The sequence below is a fragment of the Pseudomonas sp. zfem001 genome, assembly GCF_032621725.1.
GTDB classification, from domain to species: domain Bacteria; phylum Pseudomonadota; class Gammaproteobacteria; order Pseudomonadales; family Pseudomonadaceae; genus Aquipseudomonas; species Aquipseudomonas sediminis.
Genome location: NZ_JAVYJI010000001.1, coordinates 946916 through 965310 on the forward strand (window position 1 = coordinate 946916; position 18395 = coordinate 965310).

Genomic DNA, 18395 nt, shown 5'->3' on the forward strand with positions numbered 1-18395 from the left:
GAAGGCTCCGTTTTTTCATCTGACGAACTTACTGCGCCAGCTTCTTGTAACGCACGCGGTGCGGCTGCGCGGCGGCATCGCCCAGGCGTTTCTTGCGATCGGCTTCGAACTCGGTGTAGTTGCCTTCGAAGAAGTTGACCTTGCCATCGTCCTCGTAGGAGAGGATATGCGTGGCAATACGGTCGAGGAACCAGCGATCGTGGGAAATCACTACCGCGGCGCCCGGGAAGTCCAGCAGCGCCTCTTCCAGCGCACGCAGGGTTTCCACGTCGAGGTCGTTGGACGGTTCGTCGAGCAGCAGCACGTTGCCGCCCTGCTTCAGGGTCAGCGCCATGTGCAGACGACCGCGCTCACCACCGGAGAGGTCCTTGACGAACTTCTGCTGGTCGGCGCCCTTGAAGTTGAAGCGACCGACATAACCGCGCGACGGCACTTCATAGTTGCCGACCTTGATCATGTCGAAACCGTCGGAAATCTGCTCCCATACGGTCTTGTTGCCTTCGAGCGCCTCGCGGCTCTGCTCGACGCTGGCGATCTGCACGGTTTCACCGATTTCGATGCTGCCGGCGTCCGGTTGCTCCTTGCCGGTAATCATGCGCAGCAGCGTCGACTTACCCGCACCGTTACCGCCGATCACGCCGACGATGGCGCCTTTGGGGATGCTGAAGGACAGGCCATCGATCAGCACACGGTCGCCGAAGGACTTCGACACATTGACGAAGTCGATGACCTTGTCGCCCAGGCGCGGGCCAGCCGGGATGTAGATCTCGTTGGTCTCGCTGCGCTTCTGGAATTCCTGCGACTGCATTTCCTCGAAACGCTGTAGGCGCGCCTTGGACTTGGACTGACGCGCCTTGGCACCCTGGCGCACCCATTCCAGTTCGGCCTTCATCGCCTTGGCGTGCGACGCCTCGGCCTTGGCTTCCTGGGCCAGACGGTTGGCCTTGGACTCCAGCCAGCCAGAGTAATTGCCCTCGTAGGGAATACCGTGGCCGCGGTCGAGTTCGAGAATCCAGCCGGCGACATTGTCGAGGAAGTAACGGTCGTGGGTGATGGCCACCACGGTGCCAGGGAAGTCGTGCAGGAAGCGCTCCAGCCAGGCCACCGAGTCCGCATCCAGGTGGTTGGTCGGCTCGTCGAGCAACAGCATGTCGGGGGCCGACAGCAGCAGGCGGCACAGCGCCACGCGGCGCTTCTCACCACCGGACAGGTGCTCGATCTTGGCGTCCCAGGCCGGCAGACGCAGAGCGTCGGCGGCGACTTCCAGCTGGCGCTCCAGGTTGTGGCCATCGGAAGCCTGCAAAATGGCTTCGAGTTTGGCCTGCTCGGCAGCCAGGGCGTCGAAGTCGGCGTCTGGCTCGGCATAGGCGGCGTAGACCTCGTCGAGACGGGCCTGGGCCTGTTTGATCTCGCCTACCGCCTCTTCGACGATGTCGCGTACCGTCTTGCTCGGGTCGAGCTGCGGCTCCTGCGGCAGGTAGCCGACCTTGATACCCGGCATCGGACGGGCTTCACCGTCGATCTCGGTATCGACACCGGCCATGATGCGCAGCAGCGTGGACTTGCCGGCACCGTTGAGGCCCAGCACGCCGATCTTGGCGCCTGGGAAGAATGACAGGGAGATGTCCTTGAGAATTTCACGCTTCGGCGGGACGACCTTGCTGACCCGATGCATGCTGTAGACGTACTGAGCCATGGAGAACCTGACTGGTGAGAATGAGGGCTGAAAATGGCGGGCCTTGCAGGCACTGCGAGAACGTTGCGAGTGACGAAACCGGCAACGCCTGCAGTCTGACCATCTGACGCATACCGGCCAGGCCGCCGTATTACCGGCTGCAGGCCGGCTTTACCAAGCCTGCAGCGAGGCGTTTGCAGAGACCTTAGCCCCTGCGGAGGCGAACGCCAAGTACCGCGCGGACAGTTCACGCGCGCGGCGCAAAACTACCGGAATGTGCGTGACAGGGCAAACCTACGTTCGTCGGCATAGCTGGCACTTGGCCACGTTTGCAGGCATGCTAGCCGGCTCTCGCGAGCGCAGGCATGCTCGCGCGTCCCAACGCCTAAAATAGCCCAGCACTGGCTGCAGGTTCTCAGAACGTGTCGACTCCCTCATCCCTGCCTTCCTTCTCCCCGGGCGAGTCGCGCGCACCGAAGCGCCGCATGGCGCTGAGGCGCGCACTGGTCGTGTTGGTGCTGGCGATCCTGGGATTGCTGTCCTGGCAACTGACCCAGGAATATCGACAGTTGCTCGATAGCCAGAAGCAGCTGAGCCAGGGTTACAGCATCCAACTGGCCAAGCACCTGAGCCTGAACATGCGCCTCAAGGCGCAGGCGGGCCAGGCGATATTGCAAGGCAGTCCGGCACGAGCTGGCGACGGCAGCGCGTTGGTCGCCTCATTGCGCAGCATTTTCCCGACCCTCGACAGCGTGGCCTGGCTCGATGCCAACGGGCAGTTGCTGGCCGACAGCGCCAGTGAGTCACGCGACCTCAGTTTCATTCGCAACCAGCAGCAACGCAGCGGTACGGAGCCCTATCACTTCGCGTTTAGCGCACTGGACGGCGGCGCTCTCTACTTGCTGCTGCGTCAGCCTGACGACAGTCACCGAGTATTGCGCATGCGCACCAGTGCGCTGCGCGGCTGGCTGCGCGAGCAGCACCAGAGCGAGTACAACTGGTTACTTGAAGATCTGCTCAGCCACCGCGTGATAGCGCGCGCCGACGACCTGCAACAGGCAGGCAGCATCATCGCCCCGGTTACCGCGGCAGAACAGGCGCAGAGCCTGGAGCTGATCACCCTGCCCGGCAGTGACTGGCAACTGCGCGCCCTGTTCGATGCAGAGCGCGCCGGTAACGAGCTGATGCCGACCCTGGCCGGCAAGTTCTTGCTGTTCGCACTGTGCAGCCTGCTTACCCTACTGGTTCTGTACGGCCTGCAACGCGAGCAACGCAGTCTGCAGCGCCTGAATACCGAAACACGCCGTTCGCTTCGCCAGGCCGCCAGTGCCCTGGGCGCCGTCGAAGAGCGCATTCTGGTTACTCAGGCCGACGGCAAAGTGCGCTACCTGAACCCACAGGCCGAAGCGTTGTTCGGGGTTCCTAGCGGCGTGGCCAGGGAACTCCATTTGCTTGATCTACTGCCCGATCTCGACCCCCTGCTGCTCAACAGCCCGCAATTAAGTAGTGATCTGGGAGCAGAGCTGATCAGAGTCGAAAGCGAGGGGCGCGAGCGCCTGTTCGCCGTGACCCGTAGCGATATCAGCGAGGTCGGGCGCCATGCCGGTTACGTCTGGGTGCTGCGCGATGTGACCGATGAACAGCAGGCCATGCGCGTGCTGCAGGAAACCCGCAGGCGCTACCAGGACATCTTCGATGGTACCGGCGTGGCCCTGTGCGTGCTCGACCTGTCCGGCCTGCGCAGCCTGTTGCTGCAGCACAAGTTGCGCGATGCGGCGGGTTTGCAACGCTGGTTGCAGGCCGATGCCGAGCATCAGCAACTGCTGATCGAGCAGTTGCGCATTACCGAGGCCAACCAGGTGGCGCTCAACCTGCTCGGGGTGAAGTCAACCGAACAGGCCTGGCAACAACTGATCGACAACGGCCCGGTACAGCCGGACGACCTGTGTTACCGCCTGGCCGTAGCCGTGCTCGAAGGCCCCAACCTGATGGAGCTGGAAACCCAGCTGGTCACCGCACAAGGCTTGCAGCGTCACGTCTGGCTGGTGCTGCGCCTGCCGGAAATGCTCCAGGACTATCAGGCAGTCACCCTGAGCATCAGCGACATCACCAGCCGCAAGCGCATCGAGCTGTCGCTGATCGAGCGTGAGCGTTTCTGGTCCGAAGTGGTTCGCTCGGTTCCCGACTTGCTTTACGTGCATGACATGCAGAACAAGCAGGTGCTGTTCAGCAACCACAGCCTCGGACTGCAGCTGGGCTATAGCATCAGCGAGCTCAAGGCGATGAGCAGGGACTTCTGGGAGCAGGTACTGCACCCGGACGACAGCGAATACTACTGGCGCATCCGCAACCTGCAGAAAGTGGTCGGCAACGGTTTGCTGCTCGAATCAGTGCTGCGCTGGCGTCACCGCGACGGCCAGTGGCGCTGGTTCAGCATCCGCGAACAGGCCCTGGCGCGCGATGATCGCGGGCGCGTCAGCCGCCTGATCGGCGTGGCCAAGGACATTACTAAGCAGATCGAGCGCAACCAGTCGCTGCGTGACAGCGAGCAACGCTACCGTCTGCTGGCGGAAAGCATCAGCGACGTGATCGTCTCCACCGACGACAGCCTGAACCTGAACTACGTCAGCCCGTCGGTGGAAGCCATGCTTGGTTACGACGCCGAATGGGTAACGGCCAACGGCCTGCAAGGCCTCGCGGCCAACCCGCAGCAGCTCGCCAGCCTCTACCTGCTGCTCGAGCGGATTCGCGACTCACTCGGCGAGCAGGATCGACTCAACCGCTTGCGCGATGAACTGCCAGACCAGCTGTTCGTCTTCGACTGCCTGCGCGCCGATGGCCACAAGATCCCGGTGGAACTGCGCCTGGTATTGATGTGGGACGAGAACGGTCGCTTCGAGGGCATCCTCGGCGTCGGCCGCGACGTCAGCCAGCAACGTCGCGCGGAAAAAGACCTGCGCATGGCTGCCACGGTGTTCGAACACTCCACAGCAGCGATTCTGGTGACCGACCCGGCCGGTTACATCGTACAAGTCAACAAGGCCTTCAGCCGCGTCAGCGGTTATTCCGCCGGGCAAGTGCTCGACCAGCTTCCAGGCATGCTCACCGCCGATCGCCAGCAGGCGGCACACCTGCAGTACATCCTCGGCCAACTCAACCAGCGTGGCAGCTGGGAGGGCGAGGTGTGGCTCAAGCGCAAGGGTGGGGAAAACTTCCCGGCCTGGGTCGGCATCACCGCGGTACATGACGAGGAAGGCGACCTGGTCAGCTATGTGTGCTTCTTCAGCGACATCAGCGAACGCAAGGCCAGCGAACAGCGCATCCATCGTCTGGCCTACTACGACGCCCTGACCCACCTGCCCAACCGCACCCTGTTCCAGGATCGCCTGCACAGTGCCCTGCAACATGCGGATCGGCATGATGAATGGGTGGTGCTGATGTTCCTCGACCTCGACCGCTTCAAACCGATCAACGACTCGCTCGGCCACGCTGCGGGCGACCGTATGCTCAAGGATGTGGCCGTGCGCCTGTCGGCCTGCGTCGATGGCGACGACACCGTGGCGCGCATGGGCGGCGACGAATTCACCCTGTTGCTGCAGCCGCGCGCCACCCGCGAGGGCGCACTGAATCGCGCCATTCATGTCGCTGAGCAGATTCTCTGCAGCCTGGCCCGCCCCTTCGTGCTCGAAGGCCGCGAGTTCTTCGTCACCGCCAGTATCGGCATCGCCCTCGCCCCGCAGGACGGTAGCGAACTGAGCCAACTGATGAAGAACGCAGACACTGCGATGTATCACGCCAAGGAGCGCGGCAAGAACAACTTCCAGTTCTACCAGGCTGACATGAACGCCAGCGCTTTGGAGCGTCTGGAGCTGGAAAGCGATCTGCGCCACGCCCAGGAGCAGGGCCAGTTCGTTCTGCATTATCAGCCACAGTTCTCCGGCGACGGCAGTCGCCTGACCGGGGCCGAAGCGCTGCTGCGCTGGAACCACCCGAGCCGCGGCCTGGTATCACCCACCGAGTTCATTCCGGTGCTGGAAGAGCTCGGCCTGGTGGTCCAGGTCGGCGAATGGGTACTGGAGGAAGCCTGCCGCCAGTTCAAGGCATGGCAAGAAGAGCAGATACGTATCCCCAAGATCTCGGTCAACCTGTCGGCCCGTCAGTTCGCCGAAGGTGATCTGAGCGCACGGATCGCCACCATTCTGGACAGAACCGGCGTGGCCCCGGCCTGTCTGGAGCTGGAGCTGACCGAAAGCATACTGATGCGTGACGTCGCCAGCGCCATGCAGACGCTCGGCAACCTCAAGCGTTTGGGACTGTGCATTGCGGTGGATGACTTCGGCACCGGCTACTCGTCGCTGAACTACCTCAAGCAGTTCCCCATCGACGTCTTGAAGATTGATCGAAGCTTCGTCGACGGCCTGCCCGATGGTGAGCAGGACGCGCAGATCGCTCGCGCCATCATCGCCATGGCACACAGCCTGAACATGATGGTGATCGCCGAGGGCGTGGAGAGCCAGGCACAACTGGACTTCCTGCGCGAACACGACTGCGACGAAGTGCAGGGCTACCTGCTGGGTAGACCGATGCCCGCTCGCCAGCTCACTGCCCAGTTCAGCGGCGCAGCGCTGTTCATGCTCAGCTGACTGGCCGAACACCAGCAGGCCCTGCGCCCAACTCAGCATGAAGGCCATTTGTCAGGCTCATGACCGACCTTCATATGCCTGAATGCGACCTTTGCGGTAGAATCCGCCGCCTATTTCTTCCGCCCAACTGGTTTTCAGGGGATTGCCATGTTCAGCCGTGATTTGAACCTCGCTCGTTATGACGCCGAACTCTTTGCCGCGATGGAGCAAGAAGCTCAGCGCCAAGAAGAGCACATCGAGCTGATCGCCTCGGAAAACTACACCAGCCCAGCGGTGATGGAAGCCCAGGGCAGCGTGCTGACCAACAAGTACGCTGAAGGCTATCCGGGCAAGCGTTACTACGGTGGCTGCGAGTACGTCGACGTGGTCGAGCAACTCGCCATCGACCGCGCCAAGGAACTGTTCGGCGCCGACTACGCCAACGTCCAGCCGCACTCCGGCAGCCAGGCCAACAGCGCCGTGTACATGGCCCTGCTCAACGCCGGCGATACCGTGCTGGGCATGAGCCTGGCCCACGGCGGCCACCTGACCCACGGCGCCAGCGTCAGCTTCTCCGGCAAGATCTACAACGCCGTGCAGTACGGCATCAACGACCAGGGTCTGATCGACTACGACGAAGTCGAGCGCCTGGCCGTCGAGCACAAGCCGAAGATGATCATCGCCGGCTTCAGCGCCTACTCGCAGGTGCTGGACTTCCCGCGTTTCCGCGCCATCGCTGACAAGGTCGGCGCCTACCTGTTCGTCGACATGGCTCACGTGGCCGGTCTGGTCGCCGCCGGTCTGTACCCGAACCCGGTCCCGTTCGCCGATGTGGTCACCACCACCACGCACAAGACCCTGCGCGGCCCGCGCGGCGGCCTGATCCTGGCGCGCAAGAACGAAGAGCTGGAGAAGAAGTTCAACTCCGCCGTATTCCCGGGCGGCCAGGGCGGCCCGCTGGAGCACGTCATTGCCGCCAAGGCCGTATGCTTCAAGGAAGCGCTGCAGCCTGAGTTCAAGGCTTACCAGGCGCAGGTGATCAAGAACGCCCAGACCATGGCCCAGGTGTTCATCCAAAACGGCTACGACGTGGTTTCCGGTGGCACCGAGAACCACCTGTTCCTGCTCTCGCTGATCAAGCAGGACATCACCGGCAAGGATGCCGACGCAGCCCTGGGTCGCGCCTTCATCACCGTCAACAAGAACAGCGTGCCGAACGATCCGCGTTCGCCGTTCGTCACCTCCGGCCTGCGTATCGGTACCCCTGCAGTCACCACTCGCGGCTTCAAGGAAGACGAGTGCCGTCAACTGGCAGGCTGGATCTGCGACGTACTGGCCAACATCGGCAACGATGAAGTCGAAGGCCGCGTGCGTGAGCAGGTCAAAGCTCTGTGCGCCCAGTTCCCGGTTTACGGCAACTAAGGCTCAGCCTGAAACGAAGAAGCCCGCCAATTGGCGGGCTTCTTTTTGCCTTCAATTTGCCTCAGGCCGGCTGTTTCACATAGCGCGCCAGTTGCGCATCACGGCTCATCACGCCGAGGGTCGCGGCCAGCACCTGCTCGCTGGTGGCGTCGGCTTGGCTGAAGATGCTGCCGAAGTTGTCGTGGGTGACCTTGGCGAAGTGCGCACGATCCTTGGCCTCCACACCCAGCAAGGTGGCGTAGGCGTCCAGCGCTTCACCCTGGCCCATGGCCATGTCCTCGGCGATGGAATCGAGCATACCGTTCATCGCCAGCATGGAGCGGCCGTTGTAGCCCAGCGCACCGCTGGTGTCGCAACCGTTGGTACCCGAGGTCATACCGAAGGTGGCATTACCGAAAGTGCCGTTGGTGGTGGTGGCCAGAAAATGCGGGGCTATGCCACGCTGCCCTTCGAACAACATGTTGCCCCAGCCGCAGCCATTGCCACCTGCAGCGTCGGCAAATGCGCCAACACTGGCCATGCTCAACAGGCCGAAGACCAAACCTTTGCCTAGCAGTCGCTTGCTCATGTCTATCGCTCCGCATTATCGAGTAATGAAAACCACACAAGGAGCTTTGGTGAGACTTGGCCACCTGTCAAACTGATGTGCCTCAGCTGTGCCCTGCGACACAGCGGCAAAGCACGGGGCCGTCAGCCTTGGCTATAGTGATGTAAATCCTTCAGGAGTATGGGCATGAGTGAATCAGCCAACGAGCGTCGGCGCTTTCAGCGCATTGCCTTCGACGCCCCCACCGTCATCGCTCAAGGTGAGCGGCAATGGTCGGCAGCTCTGCACGATGTTTCACTCAAGGGCCTGCTGATCAAGACCCCGCGTGACTGGAACGGTGACCCGAACCAGCCCTTCGAAGCCCTTATCGAACTGGGAGACGAAGCCAAGGTAAAGATGGAGGTGGTGCTGACGCGCACTCAGCCGCAGTCCCTCGGCTTCGTCTGCCGCCATATCGATCTGGACTCCATCAGCCACCTGCGCCGCCTGGTCGAACTCAACCTTGGCGATGAACAGCTTCTGGAACGCGAACTGGCAGCGCTGGGCGAAGACGACTAGGTTCTATACGAAAAGTCGTCGAGCGAAGGTCAGGCGAGGCAAAAACCGGTGAGGAACGGACTGGGCTCGCACTCGAGTTTACGAGTGGTAAATGAGCATTCCGAACCGGTTTTTAACGAAGCATCACCGAGCGCAGGCACTTTTCGTACAGAGCCTAGTGGTCAGTGACGCAGGCAGGCCGCTTCTGCCTGCTCACGACGCTGGCGACGCGCCTGAATACGCTGCGCCTCACGACGTGCATCGCGCGACTCGACTGCTTTGGCGTCGAAGTTGAAAGCCCGGGAAAAGAAATCGAAGAACAGGAACATGATGGCATCTCCTTCAGTGGATACGCCTTCATGCTGCGCGCCGATAGCCTGCTACCTATTGATCTCGGTCAGTTTTCGCCTCGCCCCACTCGCGGCAGAACGCCGCATGCGTGGATCGCGGCTGTAGCCCCTCCCACAGCGGACTCCTGACGCCTGTGGGAAGGGCTTTAGCCACGACTCTGCTTATTCGAACAGCGCATCCAGCGCCTGTTCCAGCCGCGTGACAGCGACGACCTGCAGCCCAGGCGGCGCCTCCTTGGGCGCGTTGCCCTTGGGCACGATGGCACGCTTGAAGCCGTGCTTGGCCGCCTCTTTCAGCCGCTCCTGACCACTCGGCACCGGGCGGATCTCGCCAGACAGGCCGATCTCGCCGAACACCAGCAGGTCGTGCTGCAAAGGCCGGTTACGCAAGCTGGAGATCACCGCCGCCATCAACGCCAGGTCAGACGCCGTTTCCAGCACTTTGACCCCACCAACCACATTGAGAAACACGTCCTGGTCATAGGTCGGGATGCCGCCATGGCGATGCAGCACCGCCAGCAGCATGGCCAGGCGGTTCTGATCGAGGCCCAGGGTGACGCGGCGGGGGTTGCCCAGATGACTGGTGTCGACCAGCGCCTGCACCTCCACCAGCATCGGCCGCGAGCCTTCCCAGGTGGCCATCACCACACTGCCGGGCACCGCCTCCTGAGCGCGAGTGAGGAAGATCGCCGAGGGGTTGGAGACTTCCTTCAAGCCCTTGTCGGTCATGCCGAACACACCCAGCTCGTTGACCGCGCCGAAGCGGTTCTTCACTGCCCGCAGCAGGCGCAGACGACCGTCGGACTCACCCTCGAAATACAGCACGGTATCGACCATGTGCTCCAGCACGCGCGGACCAGCCAGCGCGCCTTCCTTGGTCACGTGGCCGACGAGAAAGATCGCCGTGCCGCTCTGCTTGGCGAAACGCACCAGCAGCGCCGCACTCTCGCGCACCTGGGCGACACCGCCTGGCGCCGACTGCAGCTGCTCGGTGAAGATGGTCTGAATCGAGTCGATCACCATCACCTTGGGTTTTTCCTGGCGGGCAGTGGCGATGATCGTCTCTATGCAGGTCTCGGTCATGACCTTGAGCTTGTCCTGCGGCAGGTCCAGCCGCCGTGCACGCATCGCCACCTGCTGCTGCGATTCTTCGCCGGTGACGTAGAGGGCGGGAAAACGCGTGGCGATATTGCACAGCGTCTGCAGCAGGATGGTCGACTTGCCGATGCCTGGGTCACCACCGATCAGCACCACCGAGCCATCGACCAGACCGCCGCCGAGCACCCTATCCAGCTCACCGGAAGCGGTGGAAAAACGCGGAATTTCCTCGACACTGACCTCAGCCAGAGTCTTGATATTGGCCTTGTCGCCGGCCCAGCCGGTGCGACCGCTGGGCGTGGCGCCCTCGATCACAGTTTCCACCAGGGTATTCCAGGCGCCGCACTCGCCACACTGCCCGGCCCACTTGGGGAAAGTGGCGCCACACTCGGTGCAGCCGTACATGCGTTTTGCCTTGGCCATGGGGAAATCGTCCTGCCTGTTGAGCGAAGGCTGGAACGATACCGAACTACTGGATAGATTTACAGACCACCGACACAGACCTTCACCAGGGAACACCATGCAGATCGAACTGCTACCCACCACCGCCGAGCAATTACCGCTGATCCGCAATCTTTATCAGTTCTACTCCTACGACAGCTCGGACTGGGAGCAGGAGGACGTCGAGGTCGACGGTCGTTTCTACATCCATGAGGAGCACCTGCAGCGCTATTGGCAGGAGCCGGGCTGGAGCGCCAGCCTGATCCTGGCTGATGGGTTCATCGCCGGTTTTCTGCTGGTCGAGCGCAGCGAACTGCCCGCCATCGATGCACCGGAATTCGCCGATCTGTTCATCCTCAAGCGCTACCGCCGACTGGGTATCGGTCGTGCACTGGTGCAGCAGGCGATGGGCGACGGCAGCACCTGGTTGTTGCGCTTCTACCGCCAGGACGATGTGGCCCTGGCTTTCTGGCAACAGTTGATGAGCGAGCTGCCAAGACCGCCGAGGGCGGTCTGGACGGAAGATGAGGCAGAGGGGCTGCTGACTTATCTGATCAACCCGCCCGTGCATTGAAAGCGTTTGGCCGTAGGCGCCCGCTTGCGGGCGATCAACCTGCCACAAATATCGCCGGCAAGCCGGCCCCTACGCTCAACCCTTGCAACCCTTGCAACCGTTGCCACAGCCACAGCACTGCTCGGAGGCACGCTTGAGCTGACGAGCAAGTTCGTCTTTGAGCGCAACACGGTTGAGTTTCAGCGCGCTGAGGGTGACGTCATCGAGCAGTTCGATACCGTCCTCGATACGGCAGATGCGTTTGTCCAACACTTCGTATTCTTCGGCCTGGCGTGAGAACTGTTCATCGCTCTGGCGCAGGCGCTGTAGTTCGTTGCGCAGTTCGGGGAAGTCATGAACCAACGGATGGTGGTCGACGTGCATGATGAAGCCTCTGACAAGGAAGATGACTCCAGCCTAGCGCTGCACGTCGACCGTTCATTTGATCCGGATCAAGCACTGCCCGCCTTACGCAGCAGATCGGCGATCTCGTCCTTCAGGCCCACACGCTGCAGCTTTAGCCCCTGCAATGTCAGGTCGTCGGCAGCTTCACGGCCGTCCTCTATTTCGTAGATGCGCTTGTCCAGCGCCTCGTACTCGCCAGCCAGGCGAGGGAAGTGTGGGTCAATTTGCATCAGCTTGCGCATGGTATCGCCTTGCTGAGGGAATTCGCGGGTCAACGGGTGATGTTCAAGCGGCATGGAGGACCTCCCCAAAGAGTGTCCCTTTAGCCTAGTCGAAGCTGGGCCGCGTGCCGCCAATGAGCGATCAGCAAGCCAGCCGTCAGTCGACGAGCACTGCCTGTGCCCGCACTTCGAAATGAAATGTTGCAGCTTTTCTGCTTTTCCTACCGCTCTTGCGCTAAATTCATCGGCCCTTGGCTACTTATCCCCCTACATGACACTCCTGATAGCGTTCGCTGTCCTCTCCATTCTGGTTTCGTTCATCTGCTCCATCCTCGAAGCCGCCCTGCTCTCCCTCACGCCCAGTTACATCGCTCAGCAGAAGGTCGAAAAACCTCAGCTGTACGAAAGGCTGAAAGAGCTCAAAGACAAGATCGACCAGCCGCTGGCGGCCATCCTGACTCTCAATACCGTGGCGCACACCGTTGGTGCGACCGGTGTCGGTGCGCAGGTGGCAATCGTCTTCGGCGACGGTTACCTGGGTATCGCCTCGGCGGTCATGACCCTGCTGATTCTGGTGCTCTCGGAGATTCTGCCGAAGACCATCGGCGCCCGTTACTGGCGCGCCCTGGCCCCCTTCCTGCCGAGCCTGCTGCGAGCGATGATCCTGCTGCTCAAGCCGTTCATCGTGCTTTCAGACCTGATCATGCGCCTGTTCGGCGGCAAGGAGCCGGAGCATGACATTCGCCAGGAAATCAAAGCGCTGACCCTGCTCGGCCGCGAAGTGGGCAAGCTCGACGAAGACGAGCATCGGGTGATCAGCAACATCCTCGACCTGCACGAGATTCGTCTGCGCGACATCATGACGCCGCGCATCGTCTGCGAATCCGCCGCACCGGATGAATCGATCGCCGCGTTCAAGACCCGTGCCCGCGAGAGCCAGTTCTCCCGCTACCCGGTAATCGGCGAGGACGAGTCGCCGCTGGGCGTGGTGTTCCGTTATGACGCCCTGGCCGCCGAGAACGACGCCGAACCGATCACCCAGATCATGAAGCCGCTCAAGGTCGTGTCGGAAAGCATGAACGTGGAAAACCTGATGACCCTGCTCATGCAGGAGCGCCAGCACATGTGCCTGGTGTACGACGAATTCGGTAGCTGGCGCGGTCTGGTGACGCTGGAAGACATCATGGAAACCATCATCGGCAAGCCGATCCTCGACGAGACCGACGACATCCCCAACATGCGCCGCTTCGCCAAGCGCCGCTGGGAGCACCGACTCAAGGCGATCCGCGAAGACTGATCACCAGTAGTTTTCGACTGCCACCTGACCCGGCCGCCGGGTCAGGCTCAGGTTCAGACCGCGCGCCTTCAGGCGTTGACGAATGTCGTCGATCATCTGTGGGTTGCCGCAGATCATCACTCGCGAATGCTCAGGCGTCAGCTCAAGCCCGGCGGCCCGTTCCAGCTCGCCGCTGTCGAGCAGCTCGGTGATGCGCGCACTCAGGCAATCCGGCGCCTGCTCACGGGTGACCACCGGCAGGTAGGTGAGCTTGTCGGCGAACTCGGCCAGGTGCTCCAGCTCGGCAAGCCCCCGGATCAGCGGCTGGTAAGCCAGCTCGGCAGAGGTTCTTGCGCTGTACACCAGCACGATGCGCTCGAAGCGCTGCCACACCTCGAAGTCCTGCAGGATCGACAGGAACGGTGCGATGCCGGTGCCGCTGCCGAGCAACCACAGGTCGCTGCCGTCGACGAAACGATCCAGGGTCAGGTAGCCGGTAGCCATCTTCTCAACCAGCAGGGTGTCGCCAACACGCAGCCGACTCAACTCGCTGGTGAACTCGCCATCCGGCACCACGATGGAGAAGAACTCGAGAAACTCGTCGTGCGGCGCCGAAACCAGCGAATAGGGTCGCCAGACCACCGAACCGTCTGCCTTTTCCACCCCTAGACGCACGAACTGCCCGGCGCGAAAACGAAAACCGGCATCACGGGTGGTACGCAAGGTGAACAGGCTTGGTGTCAGTGTCTGTACGTCGAGCAGGCGCTCGCGTGTGAACTTGTCATCGCTGATGGTCATGTGCAACTCCTGAGCGAATGATGCCGGCAGTGTCGCGCAAAAGCCGCGCGACAAAAACCGGCAGATCGCAGGGGCATCAGACCACGGTCATGCGTCCATCCGGCTCACGACGCAGGGCAGCGGCCAGCCAGCGGGCGATGTTATCCACCTGCTCGTCCTGGCCCTGAGCGACGATGAACTGGGTGCCGACACGCAGGGCATAGCCGCCAGGCGTGGTCGGGTCGTTGCAGGTGCCGACCAGAATGCCCTCCTGCTCCAGCGCCTTGATCGTGGCAGCTGCATCCCTCACCGCGCTCATCGGCACCAGCACCTGATGCGTGAAAATCTGACCCTTGCCAGGCGCGATCACTGCCACGTTCAGCTCGCGCAGCACCTTGGCGAAGGTTTCGCTTGCCCTGCAGATGCGCCGCGCGTAGGAGCCTTTGTCCGCCTCGGCCTGTTGCAGGGTGATCAGAAAGGATGGCAGCTTGCCGGCATCGTAGTTGGCCAGTAATGCGCGGTCGATGAAACGCGCCAGACGCTCGCCATCTTCGGTATGACGACCGGCGATCAGGCTGTGTGGGCGACCCGGCAGGGTCTTGTAGGTGGAGCTGGTGAGGATATCGACGCCCAGTTCCAATGGGTTGGGGAAGGTACCGCCAGCGATCAGCCCGGACACGTGCGAAGCATCGAAAATGGTTTTTGCCCCCACTTCGCGAGCGGCAGCTACCACCGGCTCGACATCGTCCGGCGTGATGACCACCGAGCGGCCGAGCATCACCAGAGTCGGCCGCAGCGTACGCACCTGCTCAGCGGCGGCCTGTGCGTCCAGACGGCAGGCGCGGCTGTCGAATGGCAGATCGGCCACGCGCAGCCCGGCCAGTTCCGGCGTGCCGCCGCGGCGCTGACTGAGGTGCCCGCCATGGGCCGCGGCAGGCGCCAGCAGCAGGTCACCCGGCCGGCTGAAAGCGTGGAACACCGCTAGGTTGGCGATGGTACAGCTGGGCAGGCGCGGCTCAGCCCAGGCCGCGCCGAACAGGCTGCAGATGCGCTCGCGCACGGCCACTTCGAGGCCAGAAACCAGATCGGTATCCGGTTGTTCCTTGGTATAGCTAGGCCCCATCGCCGGGTAGGCGCTCAGCTCGGGCGCATAGGCCTGCTGCGACTCGGCGCTGGGCAGGTTGGCACCGGCGTAAAGCACCACGCGACCATCACGCAGCGCCGCGCCGCGCGCAGCCGCCATCGCCAGCAGTTGCTGTTCGTTGGGCATTTCCATGATCTTCGTCCGGCGTTAGTGAGAGAGAATTTTCGACAGGAATTGCTGGGCGCGGTCGGAGCGGGCGTTGATGTCGCCGAAGAATTCTTCCTTCGGGCAGTCTTCGACGATCTGTCCGGCGTCCATGAAGATCACCCGGTCGGCGACCTTGCGCGCGAAGCCCATCTCGTGGGTCACGCACATCATGGTCATGCCTTCGTGGGCGAGCTGCACCATGACGTCGAGCACCTCGTTGACCATTTCCGGGTCGAGCGCCGAAGTCGGCTCGTCGAACAGCATCACCACCGGGTCCATGGCCAGGGCGCGGGCGATGGCGACGCGCTGTTGCTGGCCACCCGAGAGCTGGCCGGGATGCTTGTGCGCGTGCTCCTTGAGGCCGACGCGTTCGAGCAGTTGCAGGCCCTTCTTCTCGGCCTCGGCCTTGCTGCGACCGAGCACCTTGATCTGCGCCAGCATCAGGTTTTCCATGATCGACAGGTGCGGAAACAGCTCGAAATGCTGGAACACCATGCCGACGCGCGAGCGCAGCTTGGGCAGATTGGTGTCCTTGGCCGTGACGCTGATGCCATCGACGGTGATCTCACCGCTGTCGATGGGCTCCAGCGCGTTGACCGTCTTGATCAGGGTGGACTTGCCCGAACCAGAAGGCCCGCACACCACCACTACCTCGCCCTTGGCAACAGTGGTCGAGCAGTGCGTCAACACCTGGAACGAACCGTAGGATTTACAGACATCGCTGATGGTTATCATGGCGAAGGCACTCTTAGCGAATGATGGCGACGCGCTTTTGCAGGCGGCGTACGGCATAGGAGGCGAGCAGGGAGATCACGAAGTAGACGAGCGCGGCGAAGACGTACATCTCCAGCAGGCGCCCGTCGCGCTGGGCGATCTTCGCCGCGGCGCCGAGGAAGTCGGTGATCGAGAGGATGTAGACCAGCGAGGTGTCCTGGAACAGCACGATGGTCTGCGTGAGCATCAGCGGCAGCATGTTGCGCAGCGCCTGCGGCAGCACCACGTAGAACAGGCCCTGGCGATTGGTCAGGCCCAGCGCCATCGACGCCTGGGTCTGGCCCTTGGGCAGCGACTGGATACCGGAGCGGATGATCTCGCAGAAGTAGCAGGCCTCGAACAGGGTGAAGGTGATCACTGACGACCAGAACGGGTCGATGCGAACCGGACGCGGCGCACCGGTGATCCACTGCACCACGAAGGGCACCATGAAGTAGAACCAGAAGATCACCAGCACCAGCGGCAGCGAGCGCAGCAGGTTGACGTAGCCACCGGCGAACATCGACAGCGCGCGATAACGCGAAAGGCGCATGATCGCCAGCAGCGAGCCGAAGAAGATGCCGCCAATGGTGGCGAACAGCGTGAGCGTCAGGGTGAAGCTCATGCCGGTGTAGAACAGATAGGGGAGCGAGTCGACCACCACTCCCAGGTCGAAACTGCCAAACATGTTCAGCTCTCCTTCCGCAGGCCGTAGCCCGGCACAGCGGCCTTGCGCTCGACGGCACGCATGGCGAAGACGATGATCAGGTTGAGCACCAGATACAGGGTGGTTGCCGCAGTGAACGCCTCGAACGTCTGGAAGCTGTTCTCCTGCATCGCACGGGCGCTGCCGGTCAGTTCCATCAGACCGATGGCCAGGGCAACCGAGGTGTTCTTGGTGCAACTGAGAAATTCGGAGGTGATGGCCGGTACCACGATGCGATAGGCCATCGGCAACAGCACATAACGGTAGGTCTGCACCAGCGTCAGGCCCATGGCCAGCCCGGCCATGCGTTGCCCACGGGACAGACTCTCGAGCCCGGCACGCACCACTTCGGCCATACGCGCGGCGTGGTAGCAGCCCAGGCAGATCACCGCCGTGTAGAACGCGGCGTTGGGCAGTTGCTTGAACCAGCGCCCCAGGTCGGTGGGCAGCAGCTCCGGTAGCACGAAGTACCAGAGGAACATCTGCACCAGCAGCGGAATGTTGCGGAACAGCTCGACGAAGCCGGTACCCAGCGCACGCATCCAGGCCAGCGGCGAGGTGCGCGCTACACCGACCAGCGAGCCGAGCACGATGGCGATGGTGAAGGCGCCGAGGGCCGTGGCGACCGTCCAGCAGGCGCCCCAGATCAGCGTCATCAGGTAGGTATTGGTGCCATCGAGCGAAGGCTCGAAAAAGATCCACCAGTTCCAGTTGTAACTCATGGCCTAGCCCATCCAGTACATGTCATGGCCCGGTCGGCGCAGGGCACCGACCGGGTTGGCGCCACTCGATCAGCGATACAGCTCGGGGTTCGGATCGTCGGTGGGCTCGGCGATGACTTTCTTCAGTTGGCTGGACATCGGGAAGTTCATGTTGATGCCGCGCGGCGGAATCGCCTGCACGAACCACTTGTCGTAGATGGCGTTGATTTCACCGCTGGCGTACAGCTCGTCGAGGGTGGCGTTGACCAGTTCCTTGAAGTCATCGTCACCACGGCGCAGCATGATGCCGTATGGCTCGACCGACAGCGGCTCAGCGGACATGACGAAGTCTCCGGGGTTCTTCGAGGTCGCGGCGGCGCCGGCAATGGACACATCGTCGAAGATCAGCGCCACGGCGCGTTCGGTCTGCAGGGTCAGCATGCCTTCGGCCAGGTCCTTCACGCTCAGCACGTTGAGGCCGAGGTTCTGTGCTGCGTTGAGGTCGCTGATGACCTTGACGCTAGTGGTGCCAGCGAGAGTAACCACGGTCTTACCTTTCGCATCGGCCATGGTTTCGATCGGGGCGCTCTTCTTGGAGAGGATGCGCACGCCTGCAACGAAATAAGTGTTGGAGAAACTCACCTGACGCTGGCGCTCGGCATTGTTGGTGGTGGTGCCGCACTCCATGTCGATGGTGCCGTTGGCCAGCAACGGCATGCGGGTGGCGCCGGTCACGGGCAGGTAGCTGACCTTCAGCTCCGGCTCGTCGAGTTTGAGCTTGATCGCATCGACGACCTTCGCACACAGGTCCATGGCATAGCCGATGGGGCGCTGCTGATCATCGTAGTAGGAAAAGGGCACAGCCCCATCACGGTGGCCGACGCTGATCTCCCCCAGCTCGGCAATCTTCGCCAGTGTGCCTTCCTGTGCCGACACTCCCGCTGCTGCGAACATCAGCATCATCGACGAAGCCGCAAAAATCTTCTTCATGGTTTTGCCCCCTGTTTTGTTATCGCGCAA

General features: G+C 62.3%; 17 protein-coding genes. 5 read left to right on the forward strand and 12 right to left on the reverse strand.

What is annotated here, in order from left to right:
• Positions 1–28: 28 nt before the first annotated feature.
• Positions 29–1696 carry an energy-dependent translational throttle protein EttA gene (gene ettA / locus RTH74_RS04570; RefSeq protein ID WP_099522581.1) on the reverse strand — a complete coding sequence of 556 codons (1668 nt, stop codon included), beginning with the start codon at positions 1694–1696 and terminating at the stop codon, positions 29–31.
• 401 nt (positions 1697–2097) lie between these two features.
• Between ettA and RTH74_RS04575 the strand changes: the two genes are divergently transcribed.
• Positions 2098–6318: an EAL domain-containing protein gene (locus RTH74_RS04575; RefSeq protein WP_316913883.1), complete on the forward strand. Its 4221-nt coding sequence runs from the start codon at positions 2098–2100 to the stop codon at positions 6316–6318.
• Positions 6319–6465: 147 nt separating this feature from the next.
• On the forward strand, positions 6466–7719 hold the full coding sequence (gene glyA, locus RTH74_RS04580) for a serine hydroxymethyltransferase (RefSeq protein ID WP_316913884.1): 1254 nt from the start codon (positions 6466–6468) through the stop codon (positions 7717–7719).
• A gap of 61 nt (positions 7720–7780) precedes the next feature.
• Here glyA and RTH74_RS04585 read toward each other — a convergent pair whose 3' ends face one another.
• Entirely contained in the window at positions 7781–8287 is a 507-nt protein-coding gene (locus RTH74_RS04585; protein WP_179545808.1) for a DUF3015 domain-containing protein, read from the reverse strand.
• 165 nt (positions 8288–8452) lie between these two features.
• On the opposite strand from RTH74_RS04585, the gene RTH74_RS04590 reads away from it, so the two are divergent.
• Positions 8453–8824: a PilZ domain-containing protein gene (locus RTH74_RS04590; protein ID WP_099522584.1), complete on the forward strand. Its 372-nt coding sequence runs from the start codon at positions 8453–8455 to the stop codon at positions 8822–8824.
• 161 nt (positions 8825–8985) lie between these two features.
• Here the strand turns inward: RTH74_RS04590 and RTH74_RS04595 are convergent, their stop codons facing one another.
• Both RTH74_RS04595 and radA read right to left on the reverse strand, forming a co-directional pair.
• Entirely contained in the window at positions 8986–9132 is a 147-nt protein-coding gene (locus tag RTH74_RS04595; protein ID WP_179545810.1) for a hypothetical protein, read from the reverse strand.
• A 183-nt stretch (positions 9133–9315) separates the two neighbouring features.
• Entirely contained in the window at positions 9316–10674 is a 1359-nt protein-coding gene (gene radA, locus RTH74_RS04600) for a DNA repair protein RadA (RefSeq protein WP_316913885.1), read from the reverse strand.
• 97 nt (positions 10675–10771) lie between these two features.
• Here radA and RTH74_RS04605 point away from each other — a divergent pair, with 97 nt between their 5' ends.
• Positions 10772–11266 carry a GNAT family N-acetyltransferase gene (locus RTH74_RS04605; RefSeq protein ID WP_316913886.1) on the forward strand — a complete coding sequence of 165 codons (495 nt, stop codon included), beginning with the start codon at positions 10772–10774 and terminating at the stop codon, positions 11264–11266.
• 75 nt (positions 11267–11341) lie between these two features.
• Here the strand turns inward: RTH74_RS04605 and RTH74_RS04610 are convergent, their stop codons facing one another.
• Positions 11342–11629 carry a DUF465 domain-containing protein gene (locus tag RTH74_RS04610; protein WP_316913887.1) on the reverse strand — a complete coding sequence of 96 codons (288 nt, stop codon included), beginning with the start codon at positions 11627–11629 and terminating at the stop codon, positions 11342–11344.
• A gap of 68 nt (positions 11630–11697) precedes the next feature.
• Entirely contained in the window at positions 11698–11946 is a 249-nt protein-coding gene (locus RTH74_RS04615) for a YdcH family protein (RefSeq protein ID WP_316913888.1), read from the reverse strand.
• A gap of 196 nt (positions 11947–12142) precedes the next feature.
• Between RTH74_RS04615 and RTH74_RS04620 the strand changes: the two genes are divergently transcribed.
• The gene (locus RTH74_RS04620) at positions 12143–13168 is read left to right on the forward strand and encodes a CNNM domain-containing protein (protein ID WP_106732618.1); all 1026 of its coding nucleotides are present in this window, start codon (positions 12143–12145) and stop codon (positions 13166–13168) included.
• Here RTH74_RS04620 and RTH74_RS04625 read toward each other — a convergent pair whose 3' ends face one another.
• From RTH74_RS04625 to RTH74_RS04650, 6 genes are all read right to left on the reverse strand, one after another.
• The gene (locus RTH74_RS04625; protein WP_316913889.1) at positions 13169–13945 is read right to left on the reverse strand and encodes a ferredoxin--NADP reductase; all 777 of its coding nucleotides are present in this window, start codon (positions 13943–13945) and stop codon (positions 13169–13171) included.
• Between the two features lie 76 nt (positions 13946–14021).
• Positions 14022–15200: a glycine hydroxymethyltransferase gene (locus tag RTH74_RS04630; RefSeq protein WP_106732616.1), complete on the reverse strand. Its 1179-nt coding sequence runs from the start codon at positions 15198–15200 to the stop codon at positions 14022–14024.
• Between the two features lie 15 nt (positions 15201–15215).
• Positions 15216–15950: an amino acid ABC transporter ATP-binding protein gene (locus RTH74_RS04635; RefSeq protein WP_017361410.1), complete on the reverse strand. Its 735-nt coding sequence runs from the start codon at positions 15948–15950 to the stop codon at positions 15216–15218.
• Positions 15951–15963: 13 nt separating this feature from the next.
• The gene (locus RTH74_RS04640) at positions 15964–16656 is read right to left on the reverse strand and encodes an amino acid ABC transporter permease (protein WP_106738781.1); all 693 of its coding nucleotides are present in this window, start codon (positions 16654–16656) and stop codon (positions 15964–15966) included.
• Between the two features lie 2 nt (positions 16657–16658).
• Positions 16659–17396 carry an amino acid ABC transporter permease gene (locus RTH74_RS04645; protein WP_106732613.1) on the reverse strand — a complete coding sequence of 246 codons (738 nt, stop codon included), beginning with the start codon at positions 17394–17396 and terminating at the stop codon, positions 16659–16661.
• A 69-nt stretch (positions 17397–17465) separates the two neighbouring features.
• A complete protein-coding gene (locus tag RTH74_RS04650; RefSeq protein ID WP_316913890.1) occupies positions 17466–18365 on the reverse strand; it encodes a transporter substrate-binding domain-containing protein in 900 nt (299 codons plus the stop codon).
• Positions 18366–18395 lie beyond the last annotated feature (30 nt).